The following is a 24859-nucleotide window of genomic DNA, read 5'->3' on the forward strand; positions in this document are numbered from 1 at the left end:
TGGTGTAGTGAATTCGTCGAGGGCATGTCAGTCGTCGCGCAAGCTGCGCAACAGCTCGTCATAATCCCGGCTACCACGTTGGTGATCGGCAGTAATGCGACCGTGCTCAATCTGTATGAGACGCTCGGCCAGCCGGGCTTCGCGGCGCAGGTGAGTGGCCAGCAACCAGGTGTGTTCGCGGCCGTATTCGTCCAGGCGATTCAGCACGTCGTTGGCGGTCAGCGCATCAAGGCCGTCGGTCGGCTCGTCCAGTAGCCATACCGAGGCTTTGCGCAATAACAAGCGTGCCAGGGCCAGGCGCCGGGCCTGGCCACCAGACAGGCCGATGCCGCCCTCACCCAGTAGTGTGTCCAGACCGTGCGGCCAATCGGCGATGCTATTGGCCAGGCCCGCAATTTCGAGGGCTTGCCAGAGTTGTTCGTCGCTTGCGGTGGCGTTGGCCAGGCGTAGGTTGTCACGCAAGCTGTCCTGAAACAGCTCGGTGCGCTGAGTCAGCCAGCCGTGCGTGGCAATCTGAAAACTGCCGCAGCGTGACGACAGCTCGCCAGTCAGCAGTGCTAACAATGATGACTTACCGGCGCCGCTTGCCCCGATCAGGGCGATGCGTTCACCGTGCTGCGACTGCATGTCGATTCCGTGCAAGCAGTCGTTGCTGCTGCCTTCATAGCGGGCGCTAATGTTGTCCAGGATGAACGCATTCGAGCCCTTTTCCGTGACTGACGGCAGTTTTCTCCAATCATCACGGTTACTCAGTTGCGGGCCAAGGCGGCTTGCCGCCAGCGTGGTGCGGCCCAGCTCCAATGCACCGCGTCGCAAGGCGGCCAGTGGCTCGCTCATGCCGAGGGTGACGAGAATAGCGAGCACAGCTACCGGCAAAGCGATCACCTGATTGACTACCAGCCAGCCGCAAACCAGTAGAGTGGTCGCCTGTAGCAAATGACTAAGCAGTCCAAACCCCAGCACTGCGCGGGTATCGATACGGTGCAGTTGATCATCGTAAGTAGCCAGTCGTGCATCGATGCGCTCTATATGTTGGCACTGGGCACCCAAGCGGTTGGCCAGCAGCAATTCGCTCTGCCCGGCTACCAAGTCAGCAGTGCCACTGCGCAATGACTCGACGGCGTGCGCGCGCAGGCGTGCCGGGCGCAGCGCTGCTGTACAGGTGCGCTGCAGAATCAGTAGGCTGGTCAGGGCCATGGCCAGTAAAACGGCGATGCCTAGCTCCACCTTTATCATCGCGAGGGTGATGACGGCAGCGAGCGTTGCTACCGATGCCGCGCCGAGGGGAATCAGTAGGCGTAGGTAAAGCGAATCGAGAGCGTCGATATCGCCGGTCAGGCGATACAACAAGCTGGAGGGGCGCAGGGCGAGCTTGCGCGCTGCTTGCGGTGCCGCCCAGCCACGGAAAAGGCGTACACGCAGATCGGCCAGTACCGCTAGGGTGGCGTCATGACTGACCAGGCGTTCGCCGAAGCGGGCGAAAGTGCGTAGCAAGGTAAACAGACGAATACCGGACGACGGCATGAACACATCGAAGGCAAAGGCAGTGACAGCACTTAGGCCAGCGATCGCTGTGGCGCTGATGAACCAGCCAGACAGCCCGAGCAGAGCCATGCCGGCCAGTACTGTCAGGCAGGCCAGCACTGCACCGCTCAGTAGCAAGCTACGGTGTTTCGTGTAGAACAATCTCACTAGCGGTTGCAGACTGCGCAGTGAGGAGGACAGACGAGGACTTAACATGGCTGCAGCTGCTCTTCAGTTCGCCGAGGGTTCTGGTGCGGCAGACAGAGCTCATCGAGGCTCATCTGCCTGTCGAGTGCTGCCGCCAGCGCCGGATCGTGGGTGGCAACGAGCAGCGTGCGACCGCGCCCCAGTTCGAGCAGTGCCTGAGTGATTTCGCGAGCCGTCTGACGGTCGAGATGGGCGGTGGGTTCATCCGCCAGAATCAGCTGGATCGAGGGGTCGGCAGCGATGCGTGCCAGAGCCAAGCGCAACGCTTCGCCTCCGGACAGGCCTACGCCGCCCTCACCAAGCATCTGCCGGGGGTGTGCCTGGTCTACCGCGTGCAGGCGAGCTAGCGTTAGAGCCTGTTGCACTGCAGCGTTGTCCACAGTAGGCCGGCCCAGCGAGATATTGGCTTGCACGGTGCCGGCGAATACATGTTGCCGCTGGCCGATCCAGCCGATTTCTCCGGGCTTGAGTGTGGTGCTCAGGTTGCCAGCGCTGACCGGCAGCAAACCGGCGATGGTTGCCAGTAGGGTGGATTTGCCGCAACCGCTGGTGCCAGTAACAGCCAGGTGCTCACCTGATTGCAGGATGAGCGACAGGCCCCTGAAGACCGGCTGCTGGTTGCCTGCGTGTTGTACGGCCAGCTCACTGAGGCTCAGCAGGGCGCTGCCTGGCGGCGCTGTTCTGCGCTCAGGCAATGAGACGCCGCGCTCAGTGAGGCGGACCATCGCGTCGATGGCCGAGGTGCCCGCAGCGCGGTCATGCCAGACCGCAGATAGCTCGCGCAGCGGCTCGAAGAAGGTCGGTGCCAGGAGCAGAATGAAAAGCCCTTCGCCAAGGCTCAAGCGAGCGCCCCATGCCCCGAAGTTCAAATAGCCAAGCAGGTGGAAACCCACATAAACCGCAACCAGTGCCACCCCGAGCGCTGAAAACAGCTCCAGTACGGCTGATGATAGAAAGGCGATACGCAGCACGCGCATGGTGCGTTTGCGCAACGATTGGGTCGAGTTTTGCAGGCGCTCGGCGGTATGCTCGACGGCGTCCAGGGCGCGCAGAGTTGTGAGGCCGCGCAGGCGGTCAAGGAGAAACCGTTCATGGCCCCTGCCTCCACCCACTGCTTCTCGGCTGCAGCCTTGGCTTGCCAGCCGACCAGTGCCATGAACATCGGAATCAGCGGGGCTGCGAACAACAGCACCAGTGCGGCCATCCATGAGAACCAGGTGGTAACAGCGGCAATCAGCAGTGGCAGGATCATCACGCGTTGCTGCACGGGCAGGTAGCGCAGCAGATACGGCAGCAGTGCTTCTGCCTGCTCGGCCAGCACGCTGGCTGCCTCGCCAGAGCTGGCGCGCTGGGTATCCTGTGGTGAGCGGGTTGCCAGGCTGATGAGTGCATCGTGGCGCAGTGAGGAAATGTGGGCCCGCGCGCTGCGGTAGAGAACTCGCCCGCCCCAGGCTTCGACCAGGCTACGTATCACGCCGACCAACAGCACAGTTAACGCAGCCGGCCAGACTGCGGCCATACCACGATTTTCCAGCAGGCTTTGAACCGCCCAGGCGATAGCTGCTGCCTGAGCAAGCCAGAACAATGCCGCGAAGGTTTGCAGAATGGCTCCGAAGCGCGGTGCTTGGTGACCTAACATGGCTTTCTCGCTCTTGCTGCTACACATAGATTCGGCGAGTAAACACGAAGGTCCCGATAGATGACCGGATAAAACGAGCACTGACAATTCATTTCATATCTCATAGCAAGGCACGGCTGGCGTTTATCTAGAACGTTCGATGTATCTTCGGTTATCGAAAAACCAATAATCGGAAGCACTTTTTCTGGCTGCTTTCTATGGGGTGTTTTATTAACAGCTATTCTATTTTTTTTCGTTATTGCAGCTCAAGTGCGACGCAATGACGCACGTAGTGACTCTATAGACGCTACGTTGCCGTTCCAGTGCGCGTAGCCACTCGCGTTCCCTATTGTTCAGCTTGACAATAGAATGGTGTGGCTGATCGTCGCGGTTACGTATAATGGTTGTTTTTGCTAGTTTATAAGCTAAAAGATGATTTTTATTGATGTGGGTCAATGGCATTTTTTGTGAAAATTGCGTTGCAGTTCACGGCGCACGTGAAAGTTGATGATTGCCGAGGTGGAGTGAGTTCACTATGCAAGAAAAATACGCGGGTCTGGCACGGCGCAAGGTTGGTCAGTGCTTTTATCTGGCGCCGATATATGACCTGAACTACAGCCGTGCTCAATGGGAGCACTATCGGAAGTTGTTATTGCGCTGCTGTCCGACGCTTCTTGAACTTGACGTGGTTGCTGGCAAGGAATTGATCCCGCAGTTGGTTGCCTGGGTTCAACAGTCGGTCCACGCCACGACTGGACATTTCCGATCAGTCTGTGCCGATAGTTGCTGCAGTCCCTTTACGCCGAGACAGTGACCGAGAACCAGTTGCGAGCAATGCTCGCCTGGGCCGCCACGCACTGGGCCGCCACCGATGCAAGCCGGGTACAAGGGATCGTATTGGTCTGTTCCAGTTGCCCCTTCATGCTTTTACAGTGGAAGGGTGGCGCACCGGAGAACTCAGCAACGATCCCTCTTCAAGTACCTGAAAATCGGGATTTCGCCTGGTCACCAATCATGCAGTCCGGCCTTGTTGGTCTGCGCCGTTGGCTGGATATACCTGTGTGAGGGCTGCGGCAATTTGTCCGGTCGGCAGACTGCTGCACGGTGAGGAAAACGCAACGCTTTGTAAGAACGATACGCAAGATCGAGAGCGTAAAAGCGCAAATTCGCACCAAGATCAATGAATCGATCCGGGGGATCAAGCGCCAGTTTGGCTATGAAGAAATCCGCTTTCGGGACGTGGTCAGCGACGCGTTTTGCAGTGATCGATGGCCTGATAAATCGAAGCGGATTGATCTGGTTTTCACGTGCGTCGGTTTGAAGTGCTGACCGTTCTATAGACCAATATACCCAGCTATTTCAGATTATCCCTAACGCCTTCCATAGGTATGTGCATCAGGCGTTGCTCAAGTAACTCAAGCGATTGCCGTTGGATTACTTCCTGTTGTCGTATGTCCGCTACGATCTCAAGCTCACGTTTGTTGTGCGCCCATAACGGTGTAAGTACGCGCCAGGTGCTGGATTTAACGGTTCCCAGATGACGTTGATCTGGCGTGTAAAAGCCCAGTGAGAGTCGGGATGCCGGTTCCGACGAACGATTGTTGATAAGCCGAATTTTCATGTCCAATTTTACAACGAGAGGCAACCCGCTGCGTGAGGCATCTTCAAAGGTTTGAAAATTATATACTTCACCAAAGCGCTTTTTGAGGATTAACGTAACGCCGGCCAAGCTCAAGTCGGGGTCTGACGTTTCGACGTATGCTTGGCGTATGGCTTGTGTGTACAGGTGTGCCGCCCAGCCTTTTTTGAAATGATCATGGTAGGTGGTCAATTCTCTGATCGTTTCGGTTGCAGAGTCAGACATGACGAGGGCAATAGGACCGGACGGCAATTTACTAGGGGCCGAAGCTGTGTTGTAAGTGTCTTCATAAGATTGTGTTCTTGCGCAGCCTGCAACTATTAAAAGTAGCGCGGCAGTTAACATTGGCTTGAATAGGATCGATATGTTTTTTGAGTTAAAGTTTAAGCGGGTGTGTGTGCGGAGCATTATTGGCCTCATCTTGGGTGGGCGGTTGAAATCTGCATTGAATGAAATGTTTGCCTGTATACGGAGCGGTAATTTTTATTGGTTGAAGGTATAGGTGTGAGTAGGGCGGTCAGCCACATGGCGTGGTGGTCTATGCTGAGTGGGGCCATTACGCTACGGTGGTTGACGTATCTCCGAAAGGCAGCCTGGAACACCTAGGAACTAATAGCTTCAGAAGGATTTGCAGCGCACGGGAGGAAAAATGACGCTGCATGGAGGTCGCGTCACGCCAAGTGAATGCAATGATCCAATTCCAAGGCTGTTGAGTTTTTTTGAGTGTACACCCAGCACAGTTGGGCGATACCTGTTGTATGTTCTTTAAGAGAAGCAGGATTTCGAGGGGCAAGCTCTCATCCATTTGTGCATCGAACTCAATGATATTGTGTGCAGACGTTGGCAGGGTGAAGCCACCTGAAGTTGCGTTGAACGCTAGGGTGTTTTTTATACTGTTCGACATGAAGCCAACCTCGAGTCTTGGCTGTAGGGAAGTCGTTAGATTTTCGCGCGTTGCGAAACGGTCTAGCAGCCCGAGTCAGCATCTGGGTAAGGCCTGTTCAGCACCTTCGTCAGGGGGCGGCATGCCTGGTGATTGGTCGGTCAACGTGACTTGTTGAGAAAGGGTAAATTAATCCTTGCTGCTGTGAATGACAAAACATTGACGATTTCAGTCAAAGTGATCAAGATTGCTAGCGTGCCAATGGGCGTTTTTTGGAGTGTCTATGAATGCAGATTAAGTCGATACAATTTGTTGTTTATTCTGGAATTAGTCTTCTTGACCTAGCAGGGCCGTTGGAGGTTTTCGTTGCAGCCAATTATTTGGCACGTTCTACACATCCGCCCTACTCGGCGTCGATAATTGCTCTACAGGATACTCCGGAGGTGTTTTCTGGATTTTCAATGAATGCTGAAATTTTAGATGCTCAAACACCACCTGCGCATACTCTGATTGTGCCGGGCGGCCCAGGGATACTGGAATTTTGCAAAGATTCAAGATTTTTCTCCCACTTTGTTGAGCATGCTAACACTGCCCAGCGTTTAGTCTCGGTGTGTACGGGCATTTTTGCGCTTGCGGCGGCCGGTAAGCTGGAGGGCCGTAACGTCACGACACATTGGTCAGCCTATGATGAATTGGAAAGTGCTTTTCCCTCCGTGCTGGTCAAACGAGGACCTATATTTATCAATGATGGTGATATATGGACGTCGGCAGGTGTGACCTCAGGGATTGACATGGCGCTTGCCATCGTCGAAAAAGATTTGGGGCACGCGGCGGCACTCGAAGTGGCGCGTCACTTGGTGGTCTTCTTGAAGCGCCCAGGGGGGCAGGAGCAGTTTAGTTCCTCCTTGGCACTGCAATCCAAGAGCAGTCATTTCTCAGATCTTCATGCATGGTTAAATAATAATATAAGTGGCGATCTTTCGGTGTCTGTACTGGCAAACTTCATGAACATGGGTGAGAGAACCTTTGCCCGACGTTATACTGAAAGCACAGGGTGCACACCCAGCAAGATGGTCGAGTTGCTGCGGTTGGACGCGGTTCGCGATTTGCTCGTTACTTCAAATAGCCCGTTAAAATCGATAGCCAAAAGCTGCGGGTTTGGCAACGAGTCAACGCTCATTCGACGGTTTGTCAAGCATGTCGGCGTCACCCCGGCGGAGTATCGTGCTCGCTTTAATTCGTATCAATAAAATTGAATTTAAGATAGTGTTGATCTGACATACTGCATTCAATGGCGTTACGCTGATTACAGCGACTCAAGAAACTTCAGTAGGGCTTCACGGTGCTTCTGGCCCATGGTGATAACGGCATCGCGCGCCTGGCTGGCTTCGCCGCCATGCCACAGAATGGCCTCGAGCACGCTGCGTGCACGTCCATCATGCAGCAGTTGTGTGTGACCGCTCACGGTTGCGGTCAGGCGCAAGCCCCACAGCGGTGTGGTACGCCATTGGCGACCATCGGCCCGGAATTCACTGCGGTGGTCGGCCAGCCCTTCGCCCAGGTCGTGGAGCAGTAGATCGGTATAGGGGAAGATACGTTGCTCGGACAGTTCAGGTGCCGGGTGTTCACCCGTAACGTATGACGGACGGTGGCACGCAGCGCAACCTACGGAATGGAATATTCCCTTGCCTGCGAGTATCTGGGGCTCATCCACGCCGCGCCTGGCGGGTACGCCCAGGGTACGCGTGTAGAACAGCACTTGCGCGCGAATCTTGTCGGTGACTTCCGGAGTACCGCCCTGTAACGCTTTGCGACAGGCTATCTGATGTTCGGTGCAGTCGTCTGATGGTAGCAGGTGGGTTGTCAGGCCCATGTCGCCTGCGAAAGCGTGTGCGTTCTGTTGGTCCAGGTTGGGTTGGCCCGCTTTCCAGCCAAATCGACCGATCGTGGTGCGCTGATGCAAGTCGTCCCAGACCTGGTTCAACTGCCCCCGCACAGGGCCACCCGTTTGCGCCTGCACGGCATTATGTTCAATGTCGATCTCGCGGATAGCTTCCAGCAAGCCTAGGCCGATCATTGGCGGCGCTACTCGCAGCGACATCTGTGTCTGCGGGTGCAGTGGACCGTAACCAAGTTCGCGAATATCGATCAGCGGCTTGCGCAAGGTGATCCGTTCACCGTCCGCCAGGGTGATTGAATGTGGCTGATAACGCAGGTGGATGCGGCCTTCCGGGGCATGGCCATCGATTGCCCTGTCCTGCAGTTGCAGCCCGTAGGTGGGCTCGGGGATGGCGCCGAGGCGCTCGATTTGTTCGATCTGCCCGGTTGCCGGAATCGACAGGCGCACCAGCGACGACCGTGCGGGTTGGTTGCTGCCTTCGACGGGAGGAAAGCCTCGGCCATCCTTGATATGGCAGCTTTGGCAGGCGTCGGTGTTGAATAGCGGGCCCAGTCCGACACGGGCATTCTGATGTGCACCCTCTCGGGCAACGTGCCAGTTGTCCCGGAAGAATGCATTGCCAACGAAAAAATCCATGCGCCTTAGCGGCGTCAGGTTTGCTGAGGGCATGGAAAAGCATCTTTGTCGAATCGTTGCACAGTGGTGCTGCCGCCTTGCATTTGCTCGCCCGGTTCTGGCTTGGCATCAGGGTCACCACAACCGGCGAGCAAGCCGAATAGCGTGAGAGCGAGGAGGGGAGATATGGGGGCTCGTAGCCAGTGCGGTGTGGCGGTATTCAACAGATGCAAGCAGATTGCTTTCACAGCTTTCCTCTCGGATGCCCAGCGGCTTTGCGGGTCTCAGAGAGTCTATTGGCAGTACGTAGCAAACCGCAGGCGCGACGGCGTGACGCAGGTCGTCGGTGGGCGTATTATTTCAGCGAGCGTATTCGGTGCCGGGTAGATGCATGCGACGGGGTGTCGCAGCGGCTGGAGCATGTGATCGCCGGCTGTTATGGCACTTTCTTCATGCTTTTGGATTCCTCTCACGAAAAAACATCCGCCGATACTCAGAAGGCGATGTGCCCAGATGAACGCTGAATTGTTGTCTCAAAGAGAGGGCCGTTCCAAAACCTGCTTCGCTCGCGATGCATTCGATCGGTAAGTCAGTCGTTTCCAGCAACTGTTGTGCCATTACCACTCGCTCAGCATTCAACCAGGCGGACACGGTACTCCCGGTTGCTTGCTTGAAACGGCGGGTAAACGTCCGCCTGCTCATCCTGGCGGCCTCTGCGAGTGAATCAAGCGACAAATTGCTGGAAAGATTGCCTCTCGCCCAGGTCAGTACATCCGACAAATGGGTCGCGCACGCCAACTTCGGCACAGGCCGCTCCACAAACTGTGCCTGTCCACCCTGTCTGTGAGGGGGGGTCACCAGTAATTTAGCTGTGCGGTTCGCAGCATCAGCACCGTGCCGCTGACGTATCAGATGCAGGCAACAGTCTATGGCCGCTATGGTGCCTGCAGAGGTCATGATGTTGTCAGCACTCACATACAGCACTTCGGGCCTGAAGCGAGCCTTTGGAAAGCGTTGTGCAAAGGCGTCACGGGCGATCCAATGAGTCGTCGCCTCTTTATCATCAAGCAGGCCGGCATCGCCGAGCACGAACGCACCTAAACACAAACCTACAATAAGTTTGCCTTCGGTGTTGGCGAGTTGGAGCGCTTTCACAAGCTGTGGGGATGCAGCAATGGCAGGATCGCTCCACGCTGGGATAACGATTACGTCAGAGGCGTGCATGAGTTCAAGCCCATGGGTTATTGCGATACCAAGCTCTTGGTCACTGGTCACCATCCCGGGTACTTCGGCACAGTAGCCGACCTCATAATGAGGCTCGTCGGGGGAAGTTTCGACTGTGCCTAGCACCATCCCTGGCACAGACAGGTGAAACAGGCTTACGCCATTGAACGCCAGGACAGCAACGCGTAGGGAGGGCATGGGCAAGCCTTTGTTTGTGGGATGTTGGCCCGATTATATCGAATTATGTCATTTAGGCCACTGTTGCCTCTTCGAGTATCCGGCAACAATAGGTTCACCCCAGAACCCAGAGGATTGTCTTATGAGATTGAAATCGCTCACCTTGGCCCTTTGTCTTGCTTGTGGTGTGATCAATACCCCTGCATTTGCTCAGGCAGCCGCTACCCCAGACTCTGGTGCATCTCATTCGGTAGAAATGCAGCAGATTCGTAACGCGACGGTAAAAATCACCTACGCGGGCACTACGTTCCTGATCGATCCCATGTTGGCCAAAAAGGGATCTTACCCAGGGTTTGAGCAGACCTATCGCAGCAACCTTCGCAATCCGCTGGTTGATCTGCCTGAGCCTGCTGACAAGGTTGTTTCTGGCGTTGATGCGGTCATCGTCACTCATACTCACCTTGATCACTGGGACGATGCTGCTCAAAAAACCTTGCCTAAAGATATCCCGTTGTTCACACAGCACGAAGAAGATGCGCAACTCATTCGTTCGCAAGGTTTCAAGAATGTGCGTGTGCTTGAGGGTGAAGTTGAATTTGGCGGGGTCAAAATCAGCAAGACAGGTGGCCAGCACGGCACCGACGAAATGTATGCTACGCCAGCGCTCGCAAAGGCGTTGGGCCAAGCGATGGGTGTAGTTTTCCAGGCGCCCGGCTATAAAACCCTTTACGTTGCCGGTGACACTATTTGGCGTAAAGAGGTAGATCACGCCATCGAGAAATATAACCCTGACATTATTGTGCTCAACGCCGGCAAGGCACTAATGACTGGGTACGAGGGGGCGATAATCATGGGCGAGGAAGATGTACTGCATGCGACTCGAGCTGCGAAAAATTCCCGTATTATTGCAGTGCATATGGACGCCGTGAATCATATGTCTTTAACCCGAGAAGCATTGCGTGCCTATGTCAGGAAGGAAGGGATCGCTTCCCGCGTAGAGATCCCAGCAGACGGGGAGTCGCTGAGCTTTTAATAGAATTTAGTGGTGGTGTTGGTTTTTGCAATGGCAGTTATGGTCCACTGTGCTGGTACAAGGATCTTTGCTTTTACTTCAAATCTACTTTGGAAATAATAAATGAAGACGGGTATTGTTGTAGTTGATCTTCAGAATGAATACTTGCCAGCTGGCAAGCTGCCTTTGTCCGGCATCGAAGCCGCTGTGGCGAGTGCCAGACGGGTAATTGATCACGCCCGAAGTACAGGTCTTCCTGTGTTTCATATTCGGCATGAGTCTGACGATAATGCTGCTGGGTTTTTTATTAAAGGCTCCCATGGCGTGGAGACGCAGCCTGCGGTTTCGCCGACTGGTGAAGAAGCGGTAATCGTTAAAAATCATATAAACGCGTTCAGGGAAACTGAACTAAAAAAACAACTGGATGCGAGGGGCATCCAGCGTCTTGTGATTGTAGGTGCAATGAGCCACATGTGCATTGATGCAGTTGTGCGTGCTGCGGTTGATATGGGTTACCCTGTAACCGTGTTGCATGATGCATGCGCTACGCTCGACGTTTCGTTCGGAGGGGTGAATGTACCTGCGGCTCACGTGCACGCTGCAATAATGGCGGCGTTTGAATTTGGCTATGCTGCTGTAAAGTCAGTTGATGATTATCTTCCGACCAAGTAGAAAGTTGTGAGCGGGCACCTGTGGTTTTGATTAAGGTAACGTGCCTTGTTACAAGCGACGACTTTGCTGACGTCGCTTTTGGCCTTGATTTCAAAATAAATTGCGCCATTAGGGAAACTCTGAAAAGACTTCCATCTCTGGTGAAATACCCGTCTCACACGAATCGAACGGTTGAGCCCCGATGAAACAGATGTCCTTCGCCGATGCCGAGTACGCAGGCAAACGTAAGCAGACCCGCCGCGAGCGTTTCCTGATCGAAATGGATTAAGTGGTGCCCTGGAAGGGCTTGATTGCCTTGATCGAGCCGCATATCCCTAGGGTGAGGGTGGCCGTCCGACCTATCCGTTGATGGCGATGTTGCGCGTTCATCTGATGCAAAATTGGTTCGGCTACAGCGATCCGGCGATGGAAGAGGCGCTCTATGAAACATCGATTCTGCGCCAGTTTTCGGGCTTGCTCCTGGATCGGATTCCCGATGAAACCACGATCCTCAACTTTCGTCGCTTGCTGGAAAAACATGAACTGGCGAACGGAATTCCCGGTGTGATCAACGGTTATCTGGGCGACCGTGGACTGATGTTGCGCCAGGGCACGGTGGTCGATGAGACGATCATTCACGCGCCGAGTTCTATAAAGAACAAGGACGGTAAACGCGACCCTGAGATGCATCAGACGAAGAAAGAAAACCAATATTTCTTCGGGATGAAAGCGCACATCGGCGTCGACGCCGAATCGGGCTTGGTGCATAGCTTGGTGGGCACGGCGGCGAATGTGGCCGACGTGACGCAGGTCGATCAATTACTGCACGGCGAGGAGACTTATGTGTGTGGCGATGCCGGTTACACCGGCGTGGACAAACGTCCCGAGCATCAGGACCGCAAGATGATCTGGTCGATTGCGGCTCGCCCAAGCAGCTGTAAAAAACACGGAAAAAAGAGTTTGATTGGGCACATGCGCCGCAAGATCGAATATGCGAAAGCGCAGGTGCGAGCCAAGGTTGAGCACCCGTTTCGCGTGATCAAGCAGCAGTTTGATTATACGAAAGTGCGCTTTCGTGGTCTGGCAAAAACATCGCGCAGCAGACAACGTTGTTCGCGTTGTCAAACTTGTGGATGGTGCGAAAACGGTTGATGGGTATGGGCGAGGTGCGCCTGTAATGCGGGCCAATAGCCCTGAAACAGCGCGACCAGAGGAAAGCCCTGTGAATTAAGGACAAAGAGGTCTGATTTTCGACCGATTTATGATTTTTTGAGCCTCAAGTAGTAAGCCCATCAAAAAATCGGTGGGTATTTCAGACCTTCCTTAGGGATTCTCCGATCAAGTCCCCAAATGTGCTGAAATACGCCTGACCACCTGATCCGAGCCACCCATGAGCCAGATGAACTTTTCCGACTTCGAATATGCCGGCGAGCGCAAGCAGACACGCCGCGAACGCTTCCTCGCCGAGATGGATCAGGTCGTGCCTTGGACTGGGCTGCTGGGGCTGATCGAGCCCGGCGTTTTATCCCAAGGCCGGGGGTGGTAGAAAACCCTGCCCGCTGGAAACCATGCTGCGCATCCATCTGTTGTAGAACTGGTTCTCCCTGAGCGATCCGGCCATGGAAGAAGCGCTCTACGAAATCACGCCTATGCGCCAGTTCGCACGCCTGACGCTGAGCGCGCGGATCCCCGAAGACACCACGATCATGAACTTCCGGCACTTGCTGGAGAAGCATCAACTCGCACCTGCGATCCTTGCGGTCATCAACGGTTATTTGCAGGAGAAAGGCCTGTCGTTGCGCCAGGGCACCATCGTTGATGCCACCATTATTCTGCCCCAAGTTCGACCAAGAACGAAGAAGGCAAGCGCGATCCCGAGATGCATCAGACCAAGAAAGGCAATCAGTATTTTTCGGGATGAAGGCTCATATCGGCGTCGATGCTGAGTCCGGCCTGGTTCATCACGTCCATGGCACCGCAGCCAATGTGGCCGATGTCATACAGGTCGCCGAGCTGTTGCATGGCGAGGAAGACGCGGTGTATGCAGACGCCGGATACAGCGGTGTCGAGAAACGCGAAGAGCATGAAAGCCGTGAGGTAATCTGGCAAGTCGCCGCGCGCCGCAGCACGTATACCAAGCTGAACAAACGCAGCCTGCTTTACAAAGCCAAGCGCGAAATTGAGTATTGCAAAGCACAGGCACGGGCCAAGGTTGAGCATCCGTTTCGGGTGATCAAACGGCAATTTGGTTACGTGAAAGTGCGCTTTCGAGGGCTGCTGCTATCAATGATACCGGCGAACTCTTTAACTCCAGAGGCACCGTGATCATGGTGATGTTCATGGTTTTCAGTGGCAGCCACCACTGAAGCTGTCATGGCCACGGCAGCTGTCCCTACAACAGCCTTCAGAACGTCACGTCGTTGCATTGCTCATTCCCTTGAGTGGATTCGGTCTGACCGCAGACGAGGCTCCAACCGAGAGCCTCGACCGATCCAACCATAGCTCGCTTCAGTGAAAACCGAAAGCGCCCACCACTCAAAAATCGAAGGTCAGTCCGGCATAGACTGCACGGCCATCACCGGGTGAGTGCAGTGAGGCATCCGCCCCATCTGGGTCAAACCAGACATACTCGTAGTAACGGTTGGTCAGGTTTTTCAGCTGCAGGTCCACGCTCATCGTCTCGCTGAGCTTGTAGGTCGCACCAAGGTTCATCAGCACGTAGCCGCCATAGGTGCCCTGCGTGTTCTCGCGTTCCAGGTAGTAGTTGGTTTGCCCGTTCGCCCAGGCTGTCAGTTGCAGCGCCGGGGTGGCCTGGTAACTGATACCGGTATTCCAAAGGTGGTGCGGCACGTGGTCGATTTCCTTGCCCTTGCTGCCAGGCAGCGCGCTGCTGGGCTCAAGGATCTTCGAGTACTGCCAGGAGTACGACATCCACACCTCGGTACGCTCGTCAGGATGCAGATTTACCTGCAGGTCGTACCCCCAACGACGCGTTTCGCCGACGTTGTCAGACTCGCCGCTCGGGTCGTTCAGACGACGGCTCACTTCGCCAGTCGCGTCCTGACGCCAGTAAGCCACGCGACCATCGACCCAACTGGACGGGGTGAACTTGACGCCGGTTTCCCAGCCTTCGTTGATCGATGGGGCAAGGTCCTCGTTGCGCGGCGGCACTTTGTAGGCGGCAGCGCCTGTCCCGACCTGGAAGGTGCGTCCCCAGTTGGCGTACACGCTGGCGAACGTCCACGGCGAATAGACAATGCTGAGCTTGGGCTGCTTGATCAGCCCATAGTCGTTGATGTCGTAGCCCTGCCCGGTCATCTTGTTGGTGAAATCACCGCTGATCTTGTCAACGCGATACGCCGGGACGATTTTCAACGACTCGATCGGCTCGATTTCGGCCTGCACGTAGGCCCCGACTGTATTGAAATCGAAGTCCTGATAGCGGGTCTGCGCTTGGCGCACACGACTGACGGTGCGATAGCGCTCGCTACGGTTTTCCTGCTTCTGCATATCGCTGCCGCCCTCTAGGGTAAACGCATGCAACCAGTCCACCTCTGGCCTCCAGGTCAGCGAGGTGATGGCGCCGTACTGATCCTCGTAGGTGTCGCGCTCCTGCTGTGAACTGGTGCGCCAGTACTGCGTCCAGCGACGGTCGTCATAGGTGTTGAGGTAGGTCTTGGCCGACCAGGACAGGGTCTCGGCCAGGTCGGTGTCGAAGTGCACGCTGACCTGGTTCATTCGCCGAGTACCTTTGTCCGTGGCGTTGTAGTCATTGGTCATGCGCGGATGGCGGCGGGCGTCATCCGCGGTCAGGTAACCGGCCTCCTGGGCTTCGGACTCGTAATAACGCGCGATCAGCCCGACGCGGTAGCTGCCATTGTCAGGGGTGTAGAACCACTTGCCGCCAAAGCTGTAGCGCTCGGTGTCGCCATGCTCGCGATAACCGTCGACCTGCTGCCGGCCGAAGAAGTAGTTCTGTGTCCAGTTGCTGGTCTCGATGCCCTTGGCCAGTTGCACTTCGCGGGTGTTGAAGCTGCCGTAGCGCAGACGCGCCTTGTTGTAGTTGCCACCCGCGCGGGTATTGATGTTGACGTTACCGGCGATGTTGTTTAGGCCATAACGCGGGTCGCTCGTACCGCGTACCACTTCGATGCTGTCGATGTCCAAGGGGAACACCGAATCGATGAAGGGCATGTTGCCGTCATTGGTATTGCTGGGGATGCCATCGATCAACAGCTTCACGGCATTGACTTCACCTTCACCGTTGAAACCCCGGAACGACAATTTGCCTGAGGTCGTGCCCTGGTTGAACTCGGTGAGCATCACCCCTGGTGCCCGGCGGAACAGCTCCCAGCTGTAGGCGACTGGCATTTTCTCGAGGATGTCACCGCCCAGAATATCAACCGAACTGAGCACGCTGCTGGTGGCCAGCGGGCCGCTTTCGGTACTGGTCACGTTGACCGCGCCAAGGGTGAGTGTGGAGTTTTCAGCAGGCAGAGTTTCTGCAACGGCCAGCGACAGGGGGCAGAGGTTGAACAAAGCGAGCACGGGCAGGACAGCGCGTGCGGTGCTACGGAACGCAGGCATGGAAGGTTTCCTGGTCAGACAGTCGGGCAAGGCTGCGCACCGCAGGTCACGGGGCAGCCGTGGGCAAGCAACGACAGGTCAGGCTAGGGGAGAGGCGCGCGGGTTGAGCTTTGGCCACTGCTCGCGTGGCAGTGGCAACCTGTGGCTGTCACCGAGCAGGAGTGCATCGGGCCAGAAGCGGGGGAACAGGTGGCGATAGTAGTCGCTGGTCAGCAAGGCATGCCCGGCATGGCCACAGCAGCAGTCGCCCGCCTGGTTTTTCATTTCCGGCTGATCGTCCAGTTGCGGCAGCTCGGCCTTGAGCTGGGCCAGCAGTGACTTGGGCAGGCTCTGTGCACCGTGCAGGCTGCAGAAGCTGCCGAGAATCAGAGATTGGCTGTCGATGCGGGGTGATTGCAAGGCACGGTCGAGCGGCATCGCCAGCAGGTTGAACAGCACGGCGAAGCAGGCGAACAGACAAAGATGTGCACGTGCACGTGAAAGCATGAGTCACCCGAACGAATATGGCGCGCATTAAGCCGCATCCGTTGCGGGCTACACAAGTTCCGTGGTGCGCCTTTTTGTCGCAGGTGCACCACGGCGAGGGCTCAATGGCTGCGCATACCGGCGGCCATCATGAACAGTCGGATCAGCCAAGCGAACAGACTCAACACCGCCACGCTGCCTGCCCAGATCAGCACCAGCCAGGCAAGGCGCCGCCACATCGGTTGCTTCACACTGGGTATCATCACGTTGGGCTCCTAGTGATAGCCGTCTTCATGGGTCACCTTGCCGCGGAACACGTAATAGCTCCAGAACGTGTAGCCGAGGATGATAGGCAGGATGAACAGTGTGCCCACCAGCATGAAGCCTTGGCTCTGCGGCGGCGCTGCGGCCTCCCAGATGCTGATCGAGGGCGGAATGATGTTTGGCCACAGGCTGATGCCAAGGCCGCTGTAGCCCAAGAAGATCAGTGCCAGGGTCAGCAAGAACGGCGTGTAGTGCGCGTTGCGTGCCACGGCACGTAGCAGCCCGTAGCACGTTACCAACACCAGGATTGGCACCGGCATGAACCAGAGCAGGTTGGGCATGCTGAACCAGCGGTCGGCGATTTGCGGGTAGGCCAGCGGTGTCCACAGGCTGACCACGGCGATCACCACCAGCAGTACCAGCGCCAGGGGCCTGGCAACATCGTGCATGCGTTGCTGCAGCGGCCCTTCGGTCTTCATCACCAGCCAGGTGCAACCGAGCAGGGTGTAGGCGATCACCAGGCCCAGCCCGCAGAACAGGCTGAACGGAGTGAGCCAGTCGAGCGCACCTCCGGCATACTTGCGCTCGACCACCTTGATGCCTTCGATGAAGGTGCCTAGGGCAACACCCTGGGAAAAGGTCGCGACCAGCGAGCCCCAGATGAAGGCTTTGTCCCAGAGGTGGCGCTTGGCAGGTTTGGCCTTGAAGCGGAATTCAAACGCCACGCCCCGGAAGATCAGGCCGATCAGCATCAGGATCAGCGGCAGGTAAAGCGCCTCCAGCACCACCGCGTAGGCTAGCGGAAAGGCGCCGAACAGCGCTGCGCCGCCGAGGATCAGCCAGGTTTCGTTGCCGTCCCATACCGGGGCGACGGTGTTCATCATCACATCCCGGTCACGTGCGTCTTTGACGAAGGGGAAGAGCATGCCGATCCCCAGGTCGAAGCCATCCATCACCACATACATCATCACGCCGAAGATGATGATCACCGCCCAGATCAGTGGAAGGTCGATACCCATGTCAGTTCACCTCTGGCTGATAATCGTCGGCGGCGGATAGCGGCCGCGCCGGGGTATGTTGCTGGCCTGGGCCGCCTGGGGTGTGTTGGTCGCCCTCGCCAGGTTTCGGCCCTTTTCGCACCAGGCGCATCATGTAGCCAAGGCCGGTGCCGAACAGGGCGAAATAGACCACCACGAACGCGACCAAGGTAATGGTGAGCTGGGTGGCGTCATGGTTCGACACACCATCGGCAGTGCGCTGCAAGCCGTACACCACCCACGGTTGGCGGCCGATTTCGGTAGTGAACCAGCCGGCGAGAATGGCGATCAGTCCCGACGGCCCCATCCACAGTGTCAGGTACAGGAACGGGCGCGAGGTATAGAGCGTGCCACGCTTGCGCAGCCACAGGCTCCACAGGCCGACGAAGATCATCAGGAAGCCCAGGCCGACCATGATCCGGAACGACCAGAAGACGATGGTCGAGTTCGGCCTGTCTTCAGGCGGAAATTCCTTCATCGCCGGGACTTGTTTGTCCAGGCTGTGAGTGAGGATCAGGCTCCCGAGCGCCGGGATCTCGACTTTGAAGCGGGTGGTTTCGGCCTTCATGTCGGGAATGCCGAACAGGATCAAAGGTGTCGGTTCACCCGGTTTGTTCTCCCAGTGGCCTTCAATCGCCGCGATCTTCACCGGTTGATGCTTGAGAGTATTAAGCCCATGGAAGTCGCCGATGACCGCCTGAACCGGCGCCACGATCAGGGCCATCCACATGGCCATCGACAGCATCTTGCGGATGGCCGGGTTATCACGCCCGCGCAGCAGGTGCCAGGCCGCCGAGGCGCCGACGAAGAATGCCGTGGCAACGAACGCGGCCGTGGACATGTGCATCAGTCGGTAGGGGAACGAGGGGTTGAAGATGACTGCCAGCCAGTCCACCGGAATCACCCGGCCATCGACAATTTCATAGCCCTGGGGCGTTTGCATCCAGCTGTTGGAGGCCAGAATCCAGAAGGTTGAGACCAGCGTACCGATCGCCACCATCACCGTGGAGAAGAAGTGCAGGCCGCGGCCGACACGGTTCCAGCCAAACAGCATGACGCCAAGGAAGCCTGCCTCCAGGAAGAACGCGGTGAGCACTTCATAGGTCAGCAGCGGGCCGGTAATGGCGCCGGCGAAATCGGAGAAGCGGCTCCAGTTGGTGCCGAATTGGTAGGCCATGACCAGGCCGGACACCACGCCCATGCCGAAGTTGACGGCGAAGATCTTCGACCAGAAGTGGTAGAGGTCACGGTAGACCTGCTGGTTCGAACGCAGCCACAGCCCTTCGAGCACTGCCAGGTAACTGGCAAGGCCGATGGTGATGGCGGGGAACAGAATGTGGAAGGAAACAGTGAAGGCGAACTGGATTCGAGCCAGGTCTAGCGCATCGAGCACGTTCATGATGATGAGAAGCCTCACGGGGGCAGTGCGCAAGAGCGCCAGTTTCTGGATGCAGGGGCCGGGTCCTGATCGGTTCTGCGCGGGGGTGTAAGGAAGGTTCAGTTGTGCCATCGCCATGGCGGCGCCACTGTATTGACTGGGCCCCATGAGGCCAACTGCGACAATCTGTCCCGGCGACTGGCCTGTGGGTCTTTTACGGTGCTATTGGCTTGTGGTGTGGCGCTCTGTCGCACTGGGTGCAAGTCAAAGGTCGAGCTTCAAGCTGGCAGTGTTAGATGCTAGAGTCGCTGCCCATGAACCGTCCGCCTTCAAACCGACCCCTCATTGCCTTGGCACTCTACTTCTGTGTCCTGTTCAATGTGCTTGGCTGTGGCCTTGTCCACGGGCAGGCAGTGGGGCTGGCGCTGAATGGGTTCGGTGGTGCCTTCTGCAGCCTCGGTGGCGACATCGCCTCACTGAAGGCCAAGCAGGACAGCGCCCTGACGGGGGATTTGAGCATTCCGTTCAGTTGCCCGATGGGCTCGGCGGCTTTTCTCTCACTGGTATTCCTGATCGGTGTCGCTTGGCTACTGGCCAGTGCCCATAGTCGTCCGATCATTCGCGAGGTCCGCAGCCAAGCGCCTCCCCGCTATTGCTGGCCTTCGTCCAACCCCCGCGCTTCCCCTCTCTGACACTGCCTGCGCCCTGGCGCTGGGGCGGGCCTCTGCCCGCTTTCCGGTTGGCGGGTCCGTGGCGTATGCCTGCGGCATATCCCTCACGGACCTGGCGGCTGACATCACCGTCGTTTGAGAGAAACCATCATGCCTGATTGGATCTCCACGCCCTCGCAATCTGCCGAGGCGTGAATATGAACCGCTGCGGCCTGCGCCCGCGTACCTGGGATAACCTCTGGGTCGCGGCACTGCTGGCTATGTTGCTCAAAGTGCTGGCGTTGCCTATGGCCAGCACCTTGGGCGACTTGAGCCTGGCCCAACTGCTGGCGGGCAGCTACTGCTCGTCGGGTGGTGTGCAGCCAGCGCTTGCAGACAAGGATGGGAACCTCAGCCCGAAGGCATCCGATCCTGGACACTGCTGCTGCGCGCAGGGAGGCCCGGCGCCGTTGCCTGCCGCATTGGTCTTGCCCACGGCACCTGTCCAGGCATTGCCGACCGCGCTGGTGCGGGTCGCTCTGGCATGCTCGCCTCGGCACTGCTGGCCGTCGATAAACCCACGTGCCTCCCCGATTCTGATCGCCTGACCTGACAAGGAACCCATGCCGTGCCCCCTGAACGGGGACACCGGCATGTCAAAGGCTATCTGTATCCAGGAGTACACGATGACTCGTGTCATGACATCTTCCGCTCTGCTGGAGCCCGCTGTTCGCGCTTCGCGTAATGGCGATTTTCTTCTGCCGTTTCCCGACTATCCCTGCAATGCCCGCAGCTTCGTCACCCTTGATGCGCGCCTGTTACCTTATTGGCACACCTTGTTCGATGTCTGCCCGAGCCTGCTCAAGCTTGATCCACCAGAAGGCTTGGAGTTGTTCCGGCGCTTCATGACCTGGGCCTATCGGCACCATCCGACGCTGGATTGGACGTATTACATCAGTGTCTGCCGTTGGTTGCTGAGCTCGCCATACAAGTCCCGAGTGAGTGAGGAACATATCGAAGCGCTTATGGTGGCCGCCGCAGCGCTGTGGGTAACCACCGACGTGTCGCAGGCTCGTGGACTAGTCTTGGCGTGGCAGCCGATGGGCGAGCGAATAGTGGAGTGGAAGTCTGGCGCACGGCCGCTGATGTCGACGTGGGACGAGGTTGAGGACCTGCCACGACCACCTTGGGAGTTCTCTTGGAGTCCGCTTAGCGCCAAGGGAGGGAGTCGGTTTCGGCGCTGGCTACCAGTGCCCGGCTAAGCGTTGATTACGCTCGGGGCAGCCTTGAGCAGCCCCGCTCTACCTGTGAACTCTAATTCAACCGAGATAGCGACTATGGATGTACTCCAAGCCATGCGTGTGTTCAGTTGCGTTGTCCAGGCAGGAAGCCTGACCAGTGCGGCTGAGCGCCTGGATACCAGCATTGCCAGCGTTTCCCGAATACTCTCCAGCCTTGAGGCGCACCTGACAACCCGGCTGCTGAATCGCACCACACGCCGAATTGCCTTGACGGAGGCAGGCATGCGATATCACAAACGTTGCCTGCTGATCCTCGAATTGGTGGAAACTGCAGAGACCGAAGTGCTGCAGCAGCGGCTGGAGATGCCCATGTTGGGTCAGGCTCGCCAGCCCCTGGTGCATTTTGGCCATAAAGTGCACTGTTAGTGCGGCATGTCCTCTTCGCCGCTGGCCAGAGGACGTACCTTCGCATCGACCTTGACCGAGGTCTGCTTGCCACCACCGTCAACCACCGTCAGGGTCAGCGATACTGTCGCGCCGGCTTCGATCGGCGCTTTCGGGTTGATCAGCATGATGTGGTAGCCGTGAGTATCGAGCGACACCGACTTGCCTGCTGGGAGGTCGATACTTGCAACGCGAGCCATGCTCATCACATCGCCCTTCATATGCATCTCATGTATTTCTACGGTACCTGCCACTGGCGAACTCGCTGCCGTAAGTTTTGAGTCCTCGCTTGCAGTAAGACGCATGAAGGCACCAGTGGCAGCTTGACCCGGTACCGACGCCCTGACCCAGGCGTCTTCAACCGTGACGTTGACATCGGCCAGCGCGGCAGTGCCAAAACCAGCCAGCAGTAGGCCGATTATCAGATGTTTGCCCTTGCCGAGACCGAAACTCGGGATCGATTTCATCGAATACTCCTTAGCGGTTATCTATGACGGAATCCCGTCATTAATGTTGCCAAGGAGAAAAGTATAGTTGCTGTTAATCCTATGTGATGTCGGTCATTTCAAAGACCTGTCATGCGACATTCTGCCGCATTCAATGCTGTGCCAACGGACCGATACGAAAATCATTGGGGTTTTATCCAGGGTGCGGCGGCGCGTCGCAGTTGGGGGCGTCGCCGTCAACGCCTAGCATCTCCAAGTGCCTGATATGCCGTTTTCCCATCCCCGGTGCAGTACAGGTACACGACAGCGGCCCGTCCATTGGCGGGCCGCTTTTTTTTACGCTGGGGAGTCCAGCCATGGACTACGAACTGCTGAAATTTTTCTGGTGGCTATTGATCGGTGGTCTGCTGATTGGCTTTGCTTTGCTTGAAGGTCTGGATCTGGGGGCGCGTGTCCTGGCGCCATTCATGGCAGCGCAGAGTGCTGCTATTTCGCAACAGACTCGACCGTTCAACTGGCCTCAGCACATTACTTTGTTCTGGCTGCTAGCCCTGTGTTCCGCGATTGTGGTGCTTTGGCCATCGCTGGGCTTACTACCTTGCGTAGGGGGTGGCCTCATGGGTGTGCTCTTATTGTTGCGCCAATCCAACGGGTCGTCTTTGCGACCGTTCGGGGCTTGGAGTGCTCTGGTAATCGGTTTAATACCCGCCGCGCTGATCGGCGTCGTGTTGGGCAACCTTTTCCTCGGATTGCCATTCAGTCGCTGCGCGCTGGCAGCCAGTCAGTTTCACGGTACGTTCTCTGGTCTGTTCAGGCCTTTCGCACTGCTCCTCGGAGTCATCAGCCTAAGCATGTTCTGCCAGCTAGGCGCCACCTGGGTGATGCTGCGCGGTAGTAACGCCTTGCGCAAAGTGTCTCGCCGAATTGCATGGCGTGCGGGTGTCGTGTTCCTGGTCTGTTTCACTGCAGCTGCGCTGTGGCTAGCGGCGGATATACGCGGCTACAGGCTTGCAGCATCAGTCCACTCCCATACGCTGTGCAGCCCTGGCCAGAGCGTTGTACTGCCGGGCAATGCAGGCTGGCAGGGCAACTTCAGCGCCTGGCCCTTGGCTTGCCTGGCACCCTTGCTGGCCCTCAGCGGCACGGTCCTGAGCCTTTACAGTATTGTGCGAGGTCGAGCAGGTATGGCCGTGGTCGGCAGTGGGCTGACCATCGTCATGATGTTGTGCAGCATCGGCGTGGCATTGTTTCCCTTCATCATTCCGTCCAGTGTGCAGCTCTCGGCCAGTTTGACCGTTTGGAATGCCGCAAGCGGCGAAAAGACGTTGGGGCTAATGTTGATTTTGGCCAGCGTACTGATGCCGATGCTACTGGCCTATACGGTAGGCGCCGGCCTCAGGGACCGGAACCGTCCGATACAGTCATCGCCCAAATGCAAAATTTCACAGCGAATTCAGGAACGCCAGCAACGCCTCGCGTCGCCCGCGATCCATGGCGATCACCGCATCGCGTGACTTACGTGCTTCGCCGTCATGCCACAGGATCGCCTCCAGCACACCACGGGCCCGGCCATCGTGCATCAGTTGTGTATGGCCACTGACTGTGGCGGTCAGCCCTAAACCCCATAGCGGCGGCGTTCGCCACTGCCGGCCATTAGCAAGGAACTCACCACGGTGATCCGCCAGCCCTTCACCCATGTCATGCAGCAACAGGTCGGTGTAGGGGAAGATCTGTTGCCCGGAAAGCTCCGGGAGTGCGTGTTCCCCGGTCACGTAGGATGGACGATGGCAGGCCGCGCACCCTGCGGTATGGAACACGCTCTTGCCCTTGAGCACTTGGGGTGACTCGGCATCTCTGCGCGCAGGTACGCCTAGGGTCCGGGTGTAGAACAGCACTTGGTCGCGAATCTTGTCACTGACTTCCGGGGATCCCCCTTGGGGCGCCTCGCGGCATGCGGATTGACGCTCGGTACAGTCGTCGGTGGGCAGCAGGCTGCTGGTCAGCCCCATGTCTCCAGCAAAGGCGTGGGCATTCTGCTGGTCCAACGTAGGCTGGCCGGCTTTCCAGCCAAAGCGACCAATGCGTGTTTGCTGGTGCAAGTCGTCCCAGACTTTGTTGAGTTGGCCACGCACCGGGCCTCTGGCCTCAGACTGAAGCGCAGCGTTCTGCTCTAGGTCGCTGTCGTTGATAGCCTCCAGCAATCCAAGCCCGATCATTGGCGGTGCTACGCGCAATGACATTTGCGTCTGAGGATGCATCGGACCATAACCCAGTTGGACGATGGTGAAAGAAGGCTTGCGCAGTGTGACCGTTTGGCCGTCGGCAAGCTTGATGGCGTAGGGTTCATAGTGCAATTGGACTCGGCCTTCCGGCGCGTGTCCGTCTATGGCTTCATCTTGTAGTTGCGCCCCGTAGGTGGGCTCGGGGACAACGCCAAGGCGCTCAATCAATGCGGCTTGCTCGGCGCTCGGTGGGATCGATAGGCGTACCAGCGAGGACAGCGCAGGTGTGCTGCTGGCCTCCCCAGGCGGGAAACCACGGCCATCCTTTATATGGCAACTCTGGCAGGCATCGGTGTTGAACAAAGGCCCCAGGCCTACTCGGCCGCCTTTTCGTTGATCATCGCGAGCCGTATGCCAGCTACCGCGAAAGAAGGCGTTGCCGACGAAGAAGTCCATCCGCCTGGTGGGCGAGAGGTTCGCGGCAGGCATCGAGAAGGCATCCTTGTCTGCACGTTGTACCGTGGTGGCGCCACCGGGCAAGTGTTCGCCAGGCTCAGGCCTGTCATGTGGATCGCCGCAGCCAGCCAGCAGGCTGGCCAGTGCTGCCGCGAAAAGGGGAAAGGTGCGCATGGGGTAGCTCGTAAATCTTCAGGTGTAAGGGGCGGGGCCAGCAGA

18 protein-coding genes and 6 pseudogenes are annotated in these 24859 nt (G+C 57.3%); 10 read left to right on the forward strand and 14 right to left on the reverse strand.

What is annotated here, in order from left to right:
• Positions 1-27 precede the first annotated feature (27 nt).
• From GIB19_RS03445 to GIB19_RS03460, 5 genes and pseudogenes are all read right to left on the reverse strand, one after another.
• Positions 28-1662, reverse strand: a complete 1635-nt coding sequence (locus tag GIB19_RS03445; protein WP_264312500.1) for an amino acid ABC transporter ATP-binding/permease protein — start codon at positions 1660-1662, stop codon at positions 28-30.
• A 71-nt stretch (positions 1663-1733) separates the two neighbouring features.
• Entirely contained in the window at positions 1734-2573 is an 840-nt protein-coding gene (locus GIB19_RS03450) for an ATP-binding cassette domain-containing protein (RefSeq protein WP_274883572.1), read from the reverse strand.
• A gap of 72 nt (positions 2574-2645) precedes the next feature.
• A pseudogene (locus GIB19_RS28355) lies at positions 2646-2939 on the reverse strand (hypothetical protein); the annotation flags it as partial.
• A pseudogene (locus GIB19_RS03455) lies at positions 2849-3397 on the reverse strand (hypothetical protein); the annotation flags it as partial. The pseudogenes GIB19_RS03455 and GIB19_RS28355, both read right to left, overlap by 91 nt.
• A 1306-nt stretch (positions 3398-4703) precedes the next feature.
• Complete coding sequence (locus GIB19_RS03460) at positions 4704-5396, reverse strand: hypothetical protein (protein WP_274883575.1); 693 nt, start codon at positions 5394-5396, stop codon at positions 4704-4706.
• Between the two features lie 762 nt (positions 5397-6158).
• On the opposite strand from GIB19_RS03460, the gene GIB19_RS03465 reads away from it, so the two are divergent.
• A complete protein-coding gene (locus GIB19_RS03465) occupies positions 6159-7121 on the forward strand; it encodes a GlxA family transcriptional regulator (RefSeq protein ID WP_264312502.1) in 963 nt (320 codons plus the stop codon).
• Between the two features lie 56 nt (positions 7122-7177).
• Here GIB19_RS03465 and GIB19_RS03470 read toward each other — a convergent pair.
• Positions 7178-8490 (reverse strand): annotated as a pseudogene (locus tag GIB19_RS03470) (di-heme oxidoreductase family protein).
• A gap of 346 nt (positions 8491-8836) precedes the next feature.
• Positions 8837-9808, reverse strand: coding sequence for a GlxA family transcriptional regulator (locus GIB19_RS03475; RefSeq protein ID WP_125859197.1), 972 nt, complete (start codon positions 9806-9808; stop codon positions 8837-8839).
• Positions 9809-9929: 121 nt separating this feature from the next.
• Between GIB19_RS03475 and GIB19_RS03480 the strand changes: the two genes are divergently transcribed.
• From GIB19_RS03480 to GIB19_RS03495, 4 genes and pseudogenes are all read left to right on the forward strand, one after another.
• Positions 9930-10820 carry an MBL fold metallo-hydrolase gene (locus tag GIB19_RS03480; protein ID WP_125859196.1) on the forward strand — a complete coding sequence of 297 codons (891 nt, stop codon included), beginning with the start codon at positions 9930-9932 and terminating at the stop codon, positions 10818-10820.
• A 102-nt stretch (positions 10821-10922) separates the two neighbouring features.
• Positions 10923-11471, forward strand: coding sequence for a cysteine hydrolase family protein (locus GIB19_RS03485; protein ID WP_125859195.1), 549 nt, complete (start codon positions 10923-10925; stop codon positions 11469-11471).
• 181 nt (positions 11472-11652) lie between these two features.
• Positions 11653-12628 (forward strand): annotated as a pseudogene (locus GIB19_RS03490) (IS5 family transposase).
• A 212-nt stretch (positions 12629-12840) separates the two neighbouring features.
• Positions 12841-13727 (forward strand): annotated as a pseudogene (locus GIB19_RS03495) (IS5 family transposase); the annotation flags it as partial.
• Between the two features lie 258 nt (positions 13728-13985).
• Here the strand turns inward: GIB19_RS03495 and GIB19_RS03500 are convergent.
• The 5 genes from GIB19_RS03500 to GIB19_RS03520 form a co-directional block, all read right to left on the reverse strand.
• Complete coding sequence (locus GIB19_RS03500) at positions 13986-16037, reverse strand: TonB-dependent receptor (protein ID WP_274883577.1); 2052 nt, start codon at positions 16035-16037, stop codon at positions 13986-13988.
• Between the two features lie 78 nt (positions 16038-16115).
• Positions 16116-16523, reverse strand: a complete 408-nt coding sequence (locus GIB19_RS03505; protein WP_274883579.1) for a DUF2946 family protein — start codon at positions 16521-16523, stop codon at positions 16116-16118.
• 101 nt (positions 16524-16624) lie between these two features.
• Positions 16625-16765: a DUF2474 domain-containing protein gene (locus tag GIB19_RS03510; RefSeq protein ID WP_274883841.1), complete on the reverse strand. Its 141-nt coding sequence runs from the start codon at positions 16763-16765 to the stop codon at positions 16625-16627.
• Positions 16766-16777: 12 nt separating this feature from the next.
• Entirely contained in the window at positions 16778-17785 is a 1008-nt protein-coding gene (cydB, locus tag GIB19_RS03515; RefSeq protein ID WP_274883580.1) for a cytochrome d ubiquinol oxidase subunit II, read from the reverse strand.
• 1 nt (position 17786) lies between these two features.
• A complete protein-coding gene (locus tag GIB19_RS03520) occupies positions 17787-19202 on the reverse strand; it encodes a cytochrome ubiquinol oxidase subunit I (protein ID WP_274883581.1) in 1416 nt (471 codons plus the stop codon).
• Between the two features lie 293 nt (positions 19203-19495).
• On the opposite strand from GIB19_RS03520, the gene GIB19_RS03525 reads away from it, so the two are divergent.
• The 4 genes and pseudogenes from GIB19_RS03525 to GIB19_RS03540 form a co-directional block, all read left to right on the forward strand.
• Positions 19496-19873 carry a DUF2946 family protein gene (locus tag GIB19_RS03525; protein WP_274883583.1) on the forward strand — a complete coding sequence of 126 codons (378 nt, stop codon included), beginning with the start codon at positions 19496-19498 and terminating at the stop codon, positions 19871-19873.
• 176 nt (positions 19874-20049) lie between these two features.
• Complete coding sequence (locus GIB19_RS03530; protein WP_274883585.1) at positions 20050-20439, forward strand: DUF2946 family protein; 390 nt, start codon at positions 20050-20052, stop codon at positions 20437-20439.
• 78 nt (positions 20440-20517) lie between these two features.
• Entirely contained in the window at positions 20518-21093 is a 576-nt protein-coding gene (locus GIB19_RS03535; RefSeq protein ID WP_274883587.1) for a putative natural product biosynthesis protein, read from the forward strand.
• Positions 21094-21168: 75 nt separating this feature from the next.
• A pseudogene (locus GIB19_RS03540) lies at positions 21169-21414 on the forward strand (LysR family transcriptional regulator); the annotation flags it as partial.
• 80 nt (positions 21415-21494) lie between these two features.
• Here the strand turns inward: GIB19_RS03540 and GIB19_RS03545 are convergent.
• On the reverse strand, positions 21495-21983 hold the full coding sequence (locus GIB19_RS03545) for a copper chaperone PCu(A)C (RefSeq protein ID WP_264312510.1): 489 nt from the start codon (positions 21981-21983) through the stop codon (positions 21495-21497).
• A gap of 335 nt (positions 21984-22318) precedes the next feature.
• On the opposite strand from GIB19_RS03545, the gene cydB (GIB19_RS03550) reads away from it, so the two are divergent.
• On the forward strand, positions 22319-23476 hold the full coding sequence (cydB, locus tag GIB19_RS03550; protein ID WP_274883590.1) for a cytochrome d ubiquinol oxidase subunit II: 1158 nt from the start codon (positions 22319-22321) through the stop codon (positions 23474-23476).
• Here the strand turns inward: cydB (GIB19_RS03550) and GIB19_RS03555 are convergent.
• Positions 23405-24814, reverse strand: a complete 1410-nt coding sequence (locus GIB19_RS03555) for a di-heme oxidoreductase family protein (protein WP_264312512.1) — start codon at positions 24812-24814, stop codon at positions 23405-23407. The two genes, cydB (GIB19_RS03550) and GIB19_RS03555, sit on opposite strands and share 72 nt — an antisense overlap.
• Positions 24815-24859 lie beyond the last annotated feature (45 nt).

The sequence above is a fragment of the Pseudomonas sp. ITEM 17296 genome (assembly GCF_028895205.1).
Lineage (GTDB): Bacteria > Pseudomonadota > Gammaproteobacteria > Pseudomonadales > Pseudomonadaceae > Aquipseudomonas > Aquipseudomonas kermanshahensis.